This is a genomic window from Francisella philomiragia (assembly GCF_018135955.1).
GTDB lineage: Bacteria > Pseudomonadota > Gammaproteobacteria > Francisellales > Francisellaceae > Francisella > Francisella philomiragia.
This window is the reverse complement of sequence record NZ_CP063138.1, coordinates 807,682-824,194: the sequence shown is the minus strand read 5'-3', so window position 1 is coordinate 824,194 and position 16,513 is coordinate 807,682. Positions and strand designations below refer to the sequence as shown.

The window sequence follows — 16,513 nt, the reverse complement described above, 5'->3', positions numbered from 1 at the left end:
ACTGTGCCCTTAGCCTGCGACAGGGTGCTTTGCTCGGCTTTAGTCCATCGTGTGAAACTCGTTGGTCAAGCGTAGCGCAGACGGTGGGCTGAGCATTCCCCAAATTCTTGGGGAAGCGGCGAAGAGTTAATCAAATATCGGCTCTGTCTAACGCCCTGCTTACAGCTAAGGGCGGACGATATTGAGAAACTCTAGCCTTTGGGGTTTATTTAATAGCTTAATAAATTAGCTTGATTATTTACTTACTTTGACAAAAATAATAAGTCATCTAAAAACTCACCCAAAGTTAATGCTTTGCTGTTATGTTTTGTTTCTAATTTATCTAGCTATTTCGGCTCAAATACCTATTAAATGCGTCTTCAAAATCTGAACGCCTATAACCCTTTTTACGGTTATAATCTCGTCTAAGAGTTGAAGAGTAAATCTCAAATCCTGCTAACATTTTAGCAAGAGCATTTGCATTTATAGGTTTACCATGGAGCCAACTAACCCAAGGTCTTTCTTCCATTTGTATGAGATGAGAAATTAGTTCAGCTGTAAAAATACGCTCATAATTTGTAACTTCAAATATTTCTGCTATATCTTCGAGTAGCTGTATTTGATGAGTTTTTTCATCTCGGTTAAATGTAATAACCCTGTAAGCCCTGATACATTTATCAAGCCAATCACTATTTAAATTTTCAGCAATACAAAATAGTGGATGCCAATTATCCATAGCTCGATCATTTTCAATACGGGGTAAAGATACTTTGGCAAAGCTAATATCATCTTGATGATCAATTCCCCACTTTAAAAGTTTAGAGCGAAGTTCTAAACATTGATCCTTAAAATTTACAGGTAACCGATCTACAATTTCATGGATAGTTTTCCTACGAAGTCTTATCTCAATAGATCTATCCATAACTGTTCCTTGTAATGGCTTTATAGATGCAAAGACTTTAGGTGACCATGTAGAAAATTTTTTCGAGTCGTAGTTATCTCCGACTGTACGAATTATTACAGCTCTATTTTTTGCATGACCAGAGTTAATAATTCCTATCATGTCATCGTTCCTACCAGAGACAAAAGTATCAGCTTCATCAATAAGTAAAGTTGGCTGATATTTTTCTATTAGTCGAAAAATAGCTGCTGGTGTAATGTTACTAGTTAATAGTGACTTATTAGCTAATGCCTCAATTAGATCAAGAGTTGAGCTTTTGCCACATCTGCGTTCTGGACTTGTAATAGATAAATTTGGAAATATTCTAAATGAATTGAATACATAAGTTCCCATTATCCATAATGTAATAGCTGTATTACCACCCTCAGGTAGAAATACATATCTATCAAATATATTCTCAATTTGATTAGCTAGCTCAACACCACAAACAGAACCATCAAAACAATCAATACTCTCAACAATATTATCATTTTCTTTTACAGATTGAGCTTTAATCTGTTCAACTTTTTTATTTAAAAATTGAGTGCTTACTTCAAGCTCTTTAGCTTTATCTCTATAAACTCTCTCATATTGAAGATCATCTAATTTAGATAATTCTTCAAATATTACTTGAGCTTCTTTTAAACTACTCATGACATTCCTCTTGATCTCTTTTTTGAATACGAGTTTCCAGCCATTCATCGACTTCAGAATATAACCAGCCTCTAGAATTTTCTCCTAAAGTAATTTGTCTGGGGAATAATCCTCTTGCCATATAGTCATAAATTGTTGATCTTGATAATCCTGTCATTTCTATTACTGTTTTTATTCTTATTATTTTTTTCATTTTTTAATCCTTTTGTTTTGCCTAGGACTTGGTTAATTACTAATGGTTGTGATCACAGTGATAAGTATGCAAATATTTTTTTAAAATTTGGATGACAAAAAATTTAAAAAAATTGTCATTGACATAATAAACCCTTATATAACAAATGATTTGGTCTCAAAAAAATATTATTTTTCTCCAGCAAATTAATTTTTTATAGCGACCTTCGGTCTTTACTTGTTGCGAATATTAGAAATTAAAAATTTCAAACATTCTCACAAGTTTCGCTATTGGTTTTGTCACAATATTTATATTGATGGGTACGCCTCTATACATATTTGAAAAGTTAAGCATTGTCACGGTGTCACGAATTAAATGACTAAAACGACGAGTGGTATAAATATTCCCTATCGGTAGTATTTATAAGAAAAATATATAAAATGATAATAAATATTACTGTACGGTAAAATTGTATGAATCAAAATATCTCATCTATAAAAGAATTAGGTAAAATAATAAAAAAAGCCAGAAAAAGCCAAAAGCTAACGCAACTAGATGTATCTGGTATTTCTAGTTTAGGAGTTCGTTTTATTAGCGAGGTTGAAAATGGCAAAGAGACATCTCAAATAGGTAAGGTTTTATATCTTGCTAATACTCTAGGTTTAGCTATTTCAATAAATTGTACATGGATGGATGATTTAGGTTAAAATATAGGATTTATTTTCTTAATGGTATCCATGAAGGTATCCAAACTAATTCTAAAAAAGCTCAAAGCCTTTGCTTGTAAAGGTTTCACTAAATAGGTATAATCCAGTTGCGAGTACCAGTAATTCATCTCGACTATCTAATACACATAATCGATATCAAATTTGAAAAATCAAAACCTAATAAATTTTTCACTTCATCACTTTTTAGCAACGCTACTAAGCCTGCTTTAGTATTATCATGATTGAATATTTTTTCTATCGTAGCGTCATTTTCAGTCAGCTGAACTTTCAAAAAATCTTTTTCTAGAAAAATTTTGCACCCTTCTTTTAAACTTGGGTGATGTGCTAGACCATATTCGTATGCTTTTAATTGATTATCATTTAATGTCATATTTACAAACTCTCATCTTCTTTGATCCAACTTTGCATAGCTGTAATAAGCTCAGCAAAAATATCTGCCATTAGTAATAAATCAACTTCATGACCAACATTATCTTCTTTATTTAGATCTTTTATACCATCTAAGAATTTAATACTTTTAAACTGTAACTTAGTATTTGATGTCATAGCAAGCTGCTCTTTCCAAGTTATAGCTAACTCTGTAATGTACCCTCCACTATCAATAAATGATTTGATATTATCATTCAACATCGAACTACCTTGACATGAGATATTTGCAATACTATCTCCTATAGCACTTGTGAGCTTACATTTTTCTGCTATTTCAATATCTACCGGATAAGTATCTTCGACAAGCCACTCTGTTAAAATATCTGTCTCTTCTTTGATGACAGGTTCAAATCTTGCTTCACATCTATGCAATAGATCTAAAACTTCTGTAATTTGCTTTTCTGAAACACTATCAATTATTAGATAGTTATTAGTCAGATCCAAATAGCCATGAATCTTTCTAAACTTACTAAATGCTAGAGGTAGTAGCTTTTGCTCCATATCTTCTTTTATTTGTGTTTTTTCTTTTTTACTCACATATCTAGTGAGCTCTAACTCTTGAATATATTCTTGTGCTTGTTGGTTGATAACTTGAGCAGGAAGGATTTTTTCTTCAGTAAGTAAACAAAATGCAGCTAAATGATTAAACTTAAAAAGGCATTGTTCATCTTTTATAAATGGGTTTGTAAAACCTCTCGAAGATTTCTGAGAATTACTACAAGGAATAAATGCGAGTTTATTCATCGAATCTTCAAAAATATCTATATTAATATCAGTAATTTTGAATGCTGTAAGATTTTTAAAAAACATAAAAAACGATTAAATATAATAAAACTGTCTCAAAATAATAAAACATCTAATCATAAAGTAAAACTATTAAACTACAAATTTAATAGTTTAAATGATTTAACTATCTCAAAACTCATGACTGTTGTTGCTGTATCTGCTCGGAGATATTTGATTATAGCTACTTTGTCAAAGATAATTTTTTTAGAAAATTGATATTTCAAAAGCTTGTCATGATTAGTAGCACCATACACTAAGCTAACATGAAGATCTAAATTATACTCACTTTCTGTATCTAATTTTCTTACACTAGCAAAAAGATTATCTAGCCGTATAGCTTTTGATAACTTGAGATAATAGTTCATAAAATAAGAGTCTCTATCTATAGTTGTATCATCAATATCTAATGAAATATTCTGATAATTAAGCTGACACGCCCAACACCCAAAATCTTCAACAATATTTTTAGCAGAGCTAAATAATGTCAAATGAGGTATAAATGATGGTTGTCTAGCAATATAAGAATTATAGTTTATACATCTAGCTAGAGCTAGGAGATATTTCTGTGCTGGTATTAGCCAAACACTATATTTATGAGATGACACAATTATTAACTCATTCTAACAAAAATTGTAATATTTGTTATAATAGCAAATCTTTAGTTATATAAATTATGAATTTCTAGGAATAAATATGTCACAAATAGTTGTTTGCGCAATGTACAAATTTGTAACGCTTGAAGATTATGAAGCTATGCGCCAGCCTCTGCTTGATACTATGATAAAAAACAATGTCAAAGGTACACTACTTCTTGCTAATGAAGGTATTAATGGGACAGTAGCAGGATCTCGTGAAGGTGTAAATGCGTTATTAGCATATCTAAAATCTGATTCTAGATTAGCTGATATTGACTACAAAGAGTCTTATCATCAAGAAATGCCTTTCTATCGTTCAAAAGTAAAACTTAAAAAAGAGATTGTAACTCTTGGTATCGAAGAAATTGATCCAAATAAAGTCTGCGGAAAGTATGTGGAGCCTAAAGATTGGAATGCTCTTATATCTGATCCAGAGACTATACTTGTAGATACTCGTAATGATTATGAGATAGAAATAGGTACATTCAAAAATGCTATTAATCCAAGTACAGAGACTTTTAGAGAATTTCCAGAATATGTCGATAAAAACCTAGACCCTAAAAAGCACAAAAAAGTAGCTATGTTTTGTACCGGTGGGATTAGATGTGAGAAATCTACGGCTTTAATGAAAGCTAAAGGTTTTGATGAGGTTTATCACCTAAAAGGTGGTATCTTAAAATATCTAGAAGAAGTACCAAAAGAAGAATCCATGTGGGAAGGTGAATGTTTTGTATTTGACTCAAGAGTAGCTGTAAATCATGATCTTGAGAAAGGAAGCTATGATCAATGCTTTGCTTGTCGTATGCCTATCACCGAAGAGGACAAAAAACGTCCAGAGTATGTCAAAGGTATAAGCTGTCATCATTGTTATGATAAAGTTACAGAAGAGCAAAAAGCACGCTTTGCTGAACGTGAAAAACAATCTCAACTAGCTGCTGAAAGAGGGTTTTCACATGTTGGTGATGATGCCAAAAAATTAGCAAAATTAAATAAACAACAAAAACAACAAGCAAAAGAAATAGCTCGTAAAAAAGCAAAAAGTGAAATTTAACTTCTACTTATAAACAATCAAAATTCAAATCATATTTTTACAAGCAATTTTATACTCCTACTGTTAAAATATAATATATTTAAATATTTCTTTTAAGATAAAATTCTCAACATAAAAGGCTATAACTCTTATGCAAGAAAAAATCACACAATTTGAGAACTTTTTAACTCAACTACAACAAAAAATCACATCTACTCTTGAGCAATCTGAAACTAGCTCAGCTAAATTTATTAGTGATAAATGGCAAAAGCCAAACACTCCTGAACAAAAACTCAAAGGCTATGGTAACTCTATGATTATAGAGGGCGGTGAAATCTTTGAAAAAGGCGTCGTTGCATTCTCTAGAGTACACGGAGATGCTTTACCACCATCTGCTACAGCAAAAAGACAAGAACTTGCTGGTAAATCATTTATTGCCACAGGTGTTTCGTTAGTTATTCATCCTCGCAATCCTTTTGTGCCAACATCTCATGCTAACTTTAGAATCTTCGTTGCTGGTGCTGATACAGATAATCCTATATGGTGGTTTGGTGGTGGTTTTGATCTAACCCCTTACTACCCTTTTGAGGAAGATGCTATTTACTGGCACCAGACTGCAAAAAATATTTGCGATAAACATGACACTAGCTACTATCCTAGTTTCAAAAAATGGTGTGATGAATACTTTTATCTCAAACATCGTGATGAATGTAGAGGCGTTGGAGGTTTGTTTTTTGATGATTTAAATGATAAATCTTTTGATGAATGTTTTAAATTTGTGACTGATTGTGCAAATTCATACTTAGATGCTTATATACCAATAGTAGAAAAAAGAAAAAATATCGAATATTCACAAAAGCATAAAGATTTTCAACTTTACCGTCGTGGTAGATATGTCGAATTTAATCTAGTCTTCGATAGAGGTACAATATTTGGCCTTCAAAGTGGTGGGCGCACAGAATCAATACTATCATCAATGCCACCTATGGCTACTTGGAAGTATAACTGGCAACCTGAGCCTGGTTCTGAAGAAGAAAAAGTATATGAATATATAAAGCCAAGAGATTGGATTAAATAGTGTTCACAAGTAAAAAACATATCATTTATGTAAAAATAATTATGTTACAATAAGCTCAAATTATTAGAGGTTTTTTTAGATTATGAAAATTAATTTTTGTGCGGGTCCTGCTGTTGTGCCTACATCTATAATAGAACAGTTACAACAAATGATGATTGATTATAAAAATACTGGCGTATCTTTATTATCTATTTCACATCGTGATAAAGTTTTTGATGAAGTGCATGCCTCTATTCAAAAAAATCTCAGAAGTTTACTTAATATTCCGGATAACTACTCTGTGCTTCTGATGCAAGCTGGAGCTACGGCACAATTTGCTGCTATACCTATGAATTTAGCAGATAAGTATAATAAAGCATTGTATGTATGTAGTGGGCAATGGTCAGAAAAAGCTGCTCAAGAAGCTGCTAAATTCATCTCTGTAGATGCTGTGAAATATGATGATAATATTGCTCAAAGTTTCCAAGCTGATACATACGACTATATATATTACACAGATAATGAGACTGTAGATGGTTTTCAGATTAACAAACTTGCTAAGTCTTGCAATACTGAAATAGTCTGTGATATGTCATCAAGCTTTCTATCAAAGCCGATCAATATTAGTGATTACGGTTTGATATATGCTGGTGCGCAGAAAAACGCTGGTATACCAGGTTTGACTATAGTTATCGTCAAAGATTCTTTAATCAAAGCAAAAGATAATATTCCAGTAGTATTTGACTATCTAGTTACCAAAAAATCAAATTCAGTTTACAACACGCCTTCTGTAATCTCATGGGTTACTTTTGAGTTGACTCTAGAATATTTAATTAACAAATTTGATAATTTGAAAAATGTAGAAACTTTTAGTAACCAAAAAGCAGACCTACTATACTCAGCTATAGATAGTTCAAAAATTTTCAAAAATGATATCAAGCCAGAATATCGTTCTAACATGAATATTATATTTCATTTATCAAACGAAGATTTAACTGCTAAGTTTCTAAGTGAAGCTAGTAAAGCTGGTTTTTATGGCTTAAAAGGACATCGAAGTGTCGGTGGCTGTAGAGCTAGTCTTTATAATGCTGTTAGTCTAGAAGATGTTGAAGAATTAATACAATTTATGCAAGGCTTTGAGAATGAACAACTCTAAAACAATAACTGTAGATGGACCAAGTGGTGTCGGTAAAGGAACATTATCAAAAAAATTAGCCAAGTACTTTGACTATAAGCTTTTGGATAGTGGTGCAATATATAGAATAGCAGCATTACACTGCTACAATGCTGGTGCTAATTTAGATAATCAAGATGATGTTTGTAGTAAGCTTGAATCACTAAACATATCGTTTAAAGTTCAAAATGATTCTATAATAGTCCTTCTAAATAATGCTGATGTGACTAAAGCTATCCGTACTGAACAAACTGGGATGCTAGCATCAAAAACTTCTGCATATCCAAAAGTACGCCAAATGTTACATGATAAAATGCTCTCTTTTGCAACTGATGCTGGACTTGTAGCAGATGGTAGAGATATGGGTACAGTTGTTTTCCCTGATGCTAAATACAAATTCTTCTTAGATGCTAGTTCAGAAGTTAGAGCCCAAAGAAGATATGATGAGCTACTGACAAAAGGTGAAAACCCTGATTTTAATAAAATCAAAAATGATATTGAACAAAGAGATTTTCAAGACAGAAATAGAAAAGTAGCTCCTTTGAAACCTGCTGATGATGCTATTTTAGTTGATACTAGCAACCTATCTATCGAAGAAGTTTTCCAAAAAGTTTTAAATCATATTAACAATCTTTAATTTCTCCACACCAACAACATAAAATATCACAACCATTAGCTCCTGAAACAACAGAATGTTGTGAGTTAATAGGATTGATAAAAAAATCACCCTTACTAAACTCTCCTCTTTCATCACACATAGAACCTTCTATAACATATACCCATTCAACATCTGGATGACTATGTTGGCTTAATCTTGCATTTGGCTCCAATCTAATAAAGTCTATTTGAAAGTTTCTTGAATCATCTCTAGCTAATAACTTTTTAGAAATTCCTGGCTTAAATGCTTCAAGGTTGATATCTTTTAAATTTATTTTCATTTGTCTAACTCCACTCAAACTAAACGCTGCTAATAATTCTACTTTATCATAGATAAAAATAACTTTATAATTACACGATTAAAAAAGATTTTAACTAAATTAATCAATGTCTGAAATTAATTCTCTAAATAAAAAGTTAAATAAAATAATTATTGAAACAAATGGTTTATCAATATTTAACACCCTTGAACTACTAAGTTATGAGAATCTAGATGAACATGAATCGCAATGCCTTCAAGATTTCATAAAAAAACTCAAATTATTCAATAATGATGAGCTAGATATAGAAGACTTACTAAATCACCCTATTGGTATAGCATTTTATGACTTTTTAAAGAGTTTTCCTCTTAAATATCATGAAGAGCATATCCACCTAACAGGCTCTCTCTCAGCAGAGTTTATTTATACGCGCCTCAAGAAACTTTTAGATGGTAAAAATGGTAATATCTATAGTCAAAAAATAGTAAATATCTATGGCGAAAATGCACTACCAATAAATTCTGTAGAAGATGTTGAAAAACTTATAGTTTTAAAAGACGGTGAAAAATTCTCAAGATATTTAGATCTTTTGTATCTTGCAAAAATTATTCTCAATACAAAACAAGATCATATAGATGCCGCTTATCACATGGCTAGTGAACTATATCATAAATATAATGTTGGAAGTATTAGACTTAAATTCACACTATCACGCTCTACAAGTGATGAAAAAGAAGCAATTTTAAATGAGGACTTGGCAACAGAAGAAGATGTAGTTCTTGGACTTTATGAAGGTTTTGAAAAATTCAAAGAAGAATATCCAGATTTTGGTTATGTGCTTTCTCCATCATTTAGAAAAGAAGCTAATTTTTTTGATGCTACAAAGTTTAAAACAAAAAAAGAAAGTTTTGAATACCAAGTAAATTGTCTAATCGATATATTAGAAAAGTATCCATTTCTACAGAATGTAATGAAGGATATAGATACTGTTGGTGATGAAAAAAATATCTACAAAAAAGCCCATTTTGAAACATTAAAACAAGGAATTAGAAAACTACAATATTATGGTTTCAAAATTCGCTCACATCATGGAGAGACTTTCCACACACTAAAGAAAGGCGTGCAAGCAGTTGATAATGCTTTAAATATTTGGAATATTGATACACTAGAACATGGTCTATCAATTGGTATCAATCCGAACTATTACTTTCAAAGATTACTACAAAAGGTTCTAAAACTTAATCAGAACTCTCAGCCTCTTGATGACAAATCTATGGAATATCGAGAGATACAAGAAATTCATTGGAATGAAAATAACTCTTCAATTAGAGATAAAATCACAAATGGAATAAAACTAAATTCTGATGAAATTTTAGAATTTACAAAAATAAAATTCCATACAGCTATTGAAATAGAAAGATATCAACATGATGTTCTAAATAGAATTATCAGTAAAAATATTGGTGTTGTTGGTCTTCCTTCTTCTAACCTCAAATTAACTACAGCCATCCCAGACTACAAAGACCACCCTTTCAGCTGGTGGGAGAAAAAAGGTATCAAACTAGGTATTGGTACGGATAACTACATTACTTTAGATACTAACTATATTAGAGAAATGCTGATTATTTTATTTTCTGATGCACATAATCTAAAAATTACTAAATTGCTAATGGTAGCTTGTAAAGAAAATAGACGAGCTTACATTAGTAGCCTACTATGGAAAATGAATAAGAAATAATTTAAATAAGATACGGTATTATTAAAGTAACTAATATTACACTCTAAGAAAATGGCTTCCTACACTATATTTTCTACTTATTGCTTGTTCTACAGAGAGCTTAGCTAACTTGAGTACTTTACGATATGCTTCTAATTTTAGGTCGTAATTTTCTAAATCATGATTATGGGCAATAGATTTTTCTAATACTTCTAGCTCTTTATAAACATTTATTAACTCGTTTTGCTTTCTGACTAATCCAACACTATCCCACATTAACTGGCGTATATGAGTTATTTGTTTTGTATAATCATAATTAGATTCAACTAATTTTAACTGTTGATTGTCCTCTAGATAAGTATCTTTTATATTTATTAAAATATGTTTACTTGCTGCAAGTGCATACACAATACATTCTAATAGTGAATTACTCGCAAGTCTATTTGCTCCGTGAAGACCAGTACAAGAAACCTCACCAACTGCATAAAGTCCATCGATATTTGTTTGGGAATATTTATCTACACTAATTCCTCCACAACTATAATGCGCTGCCGGAGATATTGGGATTCTATCATTTGTAGGGTCAATATTATTATCTAATAACTTCTGATATATGTACGGAAAATTTTCTTGCCATTGACTAGAGCTCAAATGAGTAGCATTTAGGTAAATATCTCTTCCAGCTTGCATATTTATGTATATTTGTCGTGCAACAATATCTCTAGGAGCTAAGTCTTGTCTTTCATGAACTGACTTCATTATTCGCAAGCCTTTCTCAGTTTCTAGTATTGCTCCACTACCCCGAATAGCTTCTGATATTAATACAGGATCTCCATTTCGAGCAAAAAAACATGTTGGATGAAATTGTGTAAATTCTAAATTCTCAAGCTCACAACCAATATCATAAGCCATTATCATAGAACTACCAGTTCCAGCTGTTGCGTTAGTTACATATTTGTATAGTCCTGAAGCACCTCCTGAAGCTAATATTACTTTTTTTGCAATAAACTTAGTCACATTATGACTTATGTCATGAGTATATAAGCCTATACATTTATTATCTTTTTTAATCAATTCAATAACATTATGTTCAGAATATATAGTGATATTTTTTAATCTATCTAGATTTTCATATAACTTAGTAATAACAGCTCGACCAGTATAGTCTTTGATATGCAAGATTCTTGCTAAAGAGTGTCCTCCCTCTAAATGTAAGCTATATTTACCATCTGACTTTCTATCAAAATCCACACCATGTTCTTCTAACCACGATATTGAGGAGTTAGATTCTGTCACTACTTTTGTAATACTATCAAGATTTGCAATCTTTCCACTAGCTATATATGTATCGTTGACATGTGATTGTATTGTATCTTCTTGAGAAACTATTGCTGCGATTCCACCTTGAGCATACGAGCTTGCGCTATGGCTTAATTTTTGATCAAAAATCAAAGCCACATTTAATCCATGCTCAGCTAACTCAATAGTGGCTACTATACCAGCTAATCCTCCACCAACTATAACTACATCATGCTTTCTAGTAATCATTGTTATAATTGAACCTGCATAGATAAATCTATCGCCGTAATATGTTTAGTAATTGCTCCTACAGATATAAAATCCACACCCGTTTTAGCTATTTCGACTATAGAGTTACTATCTATATTACCTGATACTTCAAGCGCTACCTTATCTTTAGCAATCTCGACTGCTTTGTTTATATCATCAATCGAAAAATTATCCAGCATAATGATATTAGCACCAGCTAGAATCGCTTGATTTAACTCATCAAGATTAGTCACTTCAACTTCTATAGTTTTTGTAGGTTGTAAACCAGCAGCTTTTGAAACAGCTTTTGCAATGCCGCCAGCTGAGCGGATGTGATTCTCTTTGATCAAATATGCGTCAAATAAGCCTATGCGATGATTAAATCCACCACCACATGTAACAGCATATTTTTGAGCCATACGAAAGCATGGAATAGTTTTACGCGTATCAAGAAGCTTTGTCTTATAATCAGCAATCAATTTAACTAAATTATTTGTTGCTGTTGCTGTAGCAGAAAGCATCTGAATAAAATTAAGCATTGCTCTCTCTGCTGTTAAAATACTCCGAGCATTACCTCTAAGCTCAAAAATCTTCTCACCAGCAGATATTTTGTCTGCATCATCATAAAACCATATTATCTGGATATTTTTATCTACTTGATTTATAACTTCATTAGCAAACTCTTGACCACATAAAACCATATCTTCACGTGTAATACAAAATGCTGTCGTATCTACATCTTCGGCAAGTTGTGCTGTAATATCACCATCAGCAATATCTTCGACTAAAGATTCTGCTACTAATTTTTTAATAACACTCCCTGGAACACTATTAATCTGATTAGTATTTAACATTATTTCAGACATAATACTTCCTTAGAAATTTATCATTCTGTTTAGAGGAATAAGAGCTTTTTGGCGCACTGTTTCTTCTACGAATATCTCATTATCTTGATTAATCAAACAATCTTTTAGATTCTTAAGCTGATTTAGCTTCATCCATGGACATTTTGCACATGATTGACATGTTGCACCACGACCTGCAGTAGGTGCTGGAATAAATTGTTTATGAGGTGATAACTGTTTCATTTTATAAAACACACCTGTATCAGTTGCTACGATAAACTTATCATTGTCCATCTCTTTACTTGCAGCTATTAATTGAGAAGTTGATCCTACCGCATCTGCTCTTTTTATAATCTCAGCAGGTGACTCAGGATGTACCAAAACTGCAGCATCGGGATGCTCAAGCATCAGATCATCCAGCGCTTGTGCCTTAAACTCTTCATGCACTATACAGCTACCATCATATAGTAGCATATCAGCCCCTGTTTGTTTTATAATCCAATCTCCTAGAAATCTATCAGGTCCCCAAAGTAATTTTTTACCTTGCTTATGCAGATATGAGCATATTTCCAAAGCATTTGATGATGTCACCGTCCAATCAGCTAGAGCTTTAATCTCTGCAGATGTGTTGACATACACAACAACCTCTCTATCAGGATTAGCTTCTATAAACTTTTTAAACTCATCATTACTACAGCTTAAATCTAGCGAACACTCAGCTTCTAAAGTTGGCATAAGAATTTTTTTCTCAGGACTAAGGATCTTAGCAGAATCACCCATAAATCTAACACCCGCAACCACGAGAGTATCACATTCACTTTCAAGACCAAACTTTGCCATAGCAAGCGAATCTCCAACGAAACCACCAGTTTTTTCTGCTAACTCTTGTATTTCTGCATCAACATAATAATGTGCTACCAAGCAAGCATTATTCTGCTTCAATAGCTCTTGTATTTCATGCATATATTGTTGCTTTTCAGTATCTTTTATTTTCAAACTAGGTAATTCTTGTCTAGCTTGTGATATTTTGTCTTTTATAAGTTTTTGATTTAACATCCAAATGTCTCCTTAGTTATTAGCTTTGGATATTTTCTTCGAAATATTTACATAGTTGCTCTAATGATTGACTAAAATCATCATTTACGAGTTGATAATCATATTCATCTGCATGAGAGATTTCAGACTCTGCTTGACTCATTCGATAGTCTATAATGTCTTTAGAGTCTGTATTTCTAGTTTCTAAACGCTTTCTCAACTCATCCATAGATGGAGGTAAAATAAATATACTCTTTGCCTTGTTTCCATATATAGATCTTGTTTGTTGGGCACCTTGCCAATCAATCTCAAGAATTATATTTTTGCCTTGCGCAAGTAATTTATCTATTTCAGATTTAGATGTGCCATAGTAATTTTTGAAAACTTTAGCATATTCAATAAAGCCATTAGCGTCTAGCATCTTTTCAAACTCTATAATTGAAACAAAATGATATTCTTTACCATTGGTTTCACCTATCCGAGGATCTCTGGTCGTATGTGATGTTGCCACAGCAAAATTTTCTTTGCCAATTTCAGTTTCTAAAAAAGCTTTTAATAAGGAGCTTTTGCCGGCACCAGAAGGCGCAGAAACTATAAAAATATAGTTACTCATTTATAGAAAAAATTATTGTATAGATAGTTCGATGAATTATACAACTTTAGATAGGTAAATAGAATAATACACAAGAAATTATTTATTTGAGAATATAAGAAACCAGTATTATTGAGCTGTAAGATTTAATTTTTTACCCGCAACCCAAACATTTCTAAGGTGACTTATAACTTTTGGAGATAAATTAGCTGGTAAATCTACTAATGTATGATCTTTTTGGATAGAGATATTACAAATATGCTTGCTATCAATATTTCCTTCATTAGCTATAGCACCTACTATATTTCTTGGCTGAACATCATTATCACGACCAACTTCAAGTTTATATGTAGTCAAATCAATATTTACAGCTCTACGAGGCTTTCTATCAGACCTGTCTGATCTGTCGAATTTATCAGATCTATCAAAACGACTATTTCTATCATTACGATCACCTCTACGCTCAAACCTATCATTTCTACCGCCATCTCTAGAGTTACCTCTTAAATTTCTATCTCTTTGAGGTCTATCATCTCTAGCTTGGATTTCTCTCGGGAAGAATGATTTCTTACCTTGAGCTAATAGTGTAAGTACAGCCAAAAGCTCATCAGAGTCTAACTCTAGCTCATCACGTATACTTGTAATAATTTCTTTATAATTATCCAAAGATTTATTTTTATCTAATGCTGAAGCTATTCGAGTCTTGAAATGATCTATTCTACTTTGTGCTAAGTCTTTTGCACTTGGCATAAACACTTCTTGCATTGGAGAGCCTGTAAATCTCTCTAAAGTACGCAAAAATCTCATTTCCTTTAATGGAACTAGAGAAATTGAAATACCCTCACGTCCAGCCCTACCTGTACGACCAATTCTATGTACATACGTATCAGAATCATTAGGCATATCATAGTTAATTACATGACTAATACGCTCAAGATCTATACCTCTGGCAACAACATCTGTAGCTACTAAAACGTCAGATTTAGCGCTTCTAAATTGATCAACTATATATTCACGTTGAGATTGTTGCATATCTCCATTAATAGCTGCCACTCTATAGCCAAGAGTTTTTAGATTATCAGCTACTTCAATAGTGCTTGTCTTAGTTTTAACAAAGATAATAACACCATCAGTTTCTTCAACTTCAAGCAATCTATCTAAGGCATCTATCTTTCTAAAGCCTTTTATTACTATGAATTTTTGTGTCACAGTATTTGCAGTTTTTGTTTTTGCTTTTACTTGTATCTTACAAGGATTTCTTAGATATTCTTGGATAATATCTGCTATATCAGTAGGAATAGTCGCTGAGAAAAGCAATCTTTGGCATTCATCTGATACATGACTTAGAACATATCTAACATCATCAATAAAGCCCATTCTAAGCATCTCATCAGCTTCATCTAATACTAATGCTCTTAGATTATCAAGCTGTAATGTCCCTTTTTCGATGTGATCCATCACACGACCAGTAGTACCAACGACAACTTTTACTCCTTGCTTAAGTGCTCTTATTTGAGAACCATACTCTTGTCCACCATAGATACACGCAACATCTAGGTTTGGTATATTCTTAGCAAAAGCTTGAAATTGCTCTGCTACCTGGATAGCTAACTCTCTTGTTGGAGCTAATACCAAAACTTGTGGAGCTCTATCTCTAGATTCTAAGTCCATATTATTTATTAAAGGTAATGCAAAAGCTGCTGTTTTACCCGTACCCGTCTGTGCTTGACCAAGCACATCTCTACCCGATAAGATATATGGAATAGCATACTGTTGAATTGGTGTTGGATTTTCGTATCCTAATTTTATAACAGTATCTATAATATCTTGATTCAGCCCAAGCTGACTAAAATCTTTTTTAGTTTCAGAATTCATTTTTATCCGTAAATTTTTATATGAGAAATTTATTTAAATAATTTGAAAATTATGAGAAATTTAAAATTATCCGCGAGATGTAATTTCTAATAAATGATAACCAAATTGAGTTTGAACAGGACCGTGAACTTTGTGAAGTTCATCGTTGAATACAACTTTATCGAACTCAGGAACCATTTGACCTTGAGAGAAAGTGCCTAAATCACCGCCTCTAGCTCCAGATGGGCATAGAGAATGTTTTTTAGCTGCTTCTTCAAAAGTTATTTTACCTTCAGATATATCTTTTTTGATTTGTTGACACTCAGATTCTGATTGCACTAATAAATGTCTAGCTGAAGCTTTCATAATTATAGTTCCTTATTTTTTGATTTAACTATCAGTAATTACAAAGTAAAGAATA

18 protein-coding genes are annotated in these 16,513 nt (G+C 32.2%); 6 read left to right on the top strand and 12 right to left on the bottom strand.

Features of this window, described 5'->3' with window-relative positions; translation table 11 throughout:
* Positions 1 to 322: 322 nt before the first annotated feature.
* Both IMS64_RS04000 and IMS64_RS03995 read right to left on the bottom strand, forming a co-directional pair.
* Entirely contained in the window at positions 323 to 1,573 is a 1,251-nt protein-coding gene (locus tag IMS64_RS04000) for a DUF3631 domain-containing protein (protein WP_211490974.1), read from the bottom strand.
* On the bottom strand, positions 1,566 to 1,766 hold the full coding sequence (locus IMS64_RS03995; RefSeq protein ID WP_211490973.1) for a helix-turn-helix transcriptional regulator: 201 nt from the start codon (positions 1,764 to 1,766) through the stop codon (positions 1,566 to 1,568). The genes IMS64_RS04000 and IMS64_RS03995 overlap by 8 nt, the downstream gene beginning before the upstream one ends.
* A 452-nt stretch (positions 1,767 to 2,218) precedes the next feature.
* Between IMS64_RS03995 and IMS64_RS03990 the strand changes: the two genes are divergently transcribed.
* A complete protein-coding gene (locus tag IMS64_RS03990) occupies positions 2,219 to 2,452 on the top strand; it encodes a helix-turn-helix transcriptional regulator (RefSeq protein WP_211490972.1) in 234 nt (77 codons plus the stop codon).
* Between the two features lie 133 nt (positions 2,453 to 2,585).
* Here IMS64_RS03990 and IMS64_RS03985 read toward each other — a convergent pair whose 3' ends face one another.
* The 3 genes from IMS64_RS03985 to IMS64_RS03975 form a co-directional block, all read right to left on the bottom strand.
* Complete coding sequence (locus IMS64_RS03985; protein WP_211490971.1) at positions 2,586 to 2,843, bottom strand: hypothetical protein; 258 nt, start codon at positions 2,841 to 2,843, stop codon at positions 2,586 to 2,588.
* 2 nt (positions 2,844 to 2,845) lie between these two features.
* A complete protein-coding gene (locus IMS64_RS03980) occupies positions 2,846 to 3,712 on the bottom strand; it encodes a recombination-associated protein RdgC (protein ID WP_211490970.1) in 867 nt (288 codons plus the stop codon).
* A gap of 71 nt (positions 3,713 to 3,783) precedes the next feature.
* A complete protein-coding gene (locus IMS64_RS03975) occupies positions 3,784 to 4,293 on the bottom strand; it encodes a hypothetical protein (protein WP_211490969.1) in 510 nt (169 codons plus the stop codon).
* Between the two features lie 88 nt (positions 4,294 to 4,381).
* Here IMS64_RS03975 and trhO point away from each other — a divergent pair, with 88 nt between their 5' ends.
* The 4 genes from trhO (at position 4,382) to cmk (ending at position 8,221) form a co-directional block, all read left to right on the top strand.
* Positions 4,382 to 5,374, top strand: coding sequence for an oxygen-dependent tRNA uridine(34) hydroxylase TrhO (gene trhO / locus IMS64_RS03970; RefSeq protein WP_004287839.1), 993 nt, complete (start codon positions 4,382 to 4,384; stop codon positions 5,372 to 5,374).
* 130 nt (positions 5,375 to 5,504) lie between these two features.
* A complete protein-coding gene (gene hemF, locus IMS64_RS03965; protein ID WP_211490968.1) occupies positions 5,505 to 6,431 on the top strand; it encodes an oxygen-dependent coproporphyrinogen oxidase in 927 nt (308 codons plus the stop codon).
* 82 nt (positions 6,432 to 6,513) lie between these two features.
* Entirely contained in the window at positions 6,514 to 7,566 is a 1,053-nt protein-coding gene (gene serC, locus IMS64_RS03960; protein WP_211490967.1) for a 3-phosphoserine/phosphohydroxythreonine transaminase, read from the top strand.
* Positions 7,553 to 8,221, top strand: a complete 669-nt coding sequence (gene cmk / locus IMS64_RS03955) for a (d)CMP kinase (protein ID WP_211490966.1) — start codon at positions 7,553 to 7,555, stop codon at positions 8,219 to 8,221. The genes serC and cmk overlap by 14 nt, the downstream gene beginning before the upstream one ends.
* On the opposite strand, the gene IMS64_RS03950 is transcribed toward cmk, so the two are convergent.
* A complete protein-coding gene (locus tag IMS64_RS03950) occupies positions 8,208 to 8,522 on the bottom strand; it encodes a cupin domain-containing protein (protein ID WP_035736024.1) in 315 nt (104 codons plus the stop codon). The genes cmk and IMS64_RS03950 overlap by 14 nt on opposite strands.
* A 106-nt stretch (positions 8,523 to 8,628) precedes the next feature.
* On the opposite strand from IMS64_RS03950, the gene IMS64_RS03945 reads away from it, so the two are divergent.
* Positions 8,629 to 10,239: an amidohydrolase family protein gene (locus IMS64_RS03945; protein WP_211490965.1), complete on the top strand. Its 1,611-nt coding sequence runs from the start codon at positions 8,629 to 8,631 to the stop codon at positions 10,237 to 10,239.
* A gap of 36 nt (positions 10,240 to 10,275) precedes the next feature.
* Here IMS64_RS03945 and nadB read toward each other — a convergent pair whose 3' ends face one another.
* The 6 genes from nadB to IMS64_RS03915 all read right to left on the bottom strand — a co-directional run bounded on the left by nadB (position 10,276) and on the right by IMS64_RS03915 (position 16,458).
* The gene (gene nadB, locus IMS64_RS03940) at positions 10,276 to 11,766 is read right to left on the bottom strand and encodes an L-aspartate oxidase (RefSeq protein WP_211490964.1); all 1,491 of its coding nucleotides are present in this window, start codon (positions 11,764 to 11,766) and stop codon (positions 10,276 to 10,278) included.
* A 2-nt stretch (positions 11,767 to 11,768) separates the two neighbouring features.
* On the bottom strand, positions 11,769 to 12,632 hold the full coding sequence (nadC, locus tag IMS64_RS03935) for a carboxylating nicotinate-nucleotide diphosphorylase (protein ID WP_211490963.1): 864 nt from the start codon (positions 12,630 to 12,632) through the stop codon (positions 11,769 to 11,771).
* Between the two features lie 9 nt (positions 12,633 to 12,641).
* On the bottom strand, positions 12,642 to 13,667 hold the full coding sequence (gene nadA / locus IMS64_RS03930) for a quinolinate synthase NadA (RefSeq protein WP_211490962.1): 1,026 nt from the start codon (positions 13,665 to 13,667) through the stop codon (positions 12,642 to 12,644).
* Positions 13,668 to 13,686: 19 nt separating this feature from the next.
* Positions 13,687 to 14,259, bottom strand: coding sequence for a guanylate kinase (gmk, locus tag IMS64_RS03925; RefSeq protein WP_042518566.1), 573 nt, complete (start codon positions 14,257 to 14,259; stop codon positions 13,687 to 13,689).
* Between the two features lie 108 nt (positions 14,260 to 14,367).
* Positions 14,368 to 16,113, bottom strand: a complete 1,746-nt coding sequence (locus IMS64_RS03920) for a DEAD/DEAH box helicase (protein ID WP_211490961.1) — start codon at positions 16,111 to 16,113, stop codon at positions 14,368 to 14,370.
* Between the two features lie 66 nt (positions 16,114 to 16,179).
* On the bottom strand, positions 16,180 to 16,458 hold the full coding sequence (locus IMS64_RS03915) for a peptidylprolyl isomerase (protein ID WP_004287850.1): 279 nt from the start codon (positions 16,456 to 16,458) through the stop codon (positions 16,180 to 16,182).
* Between the last annotated feature and the right edge of the window lie 55 nt (positions 16,459 to 16,513).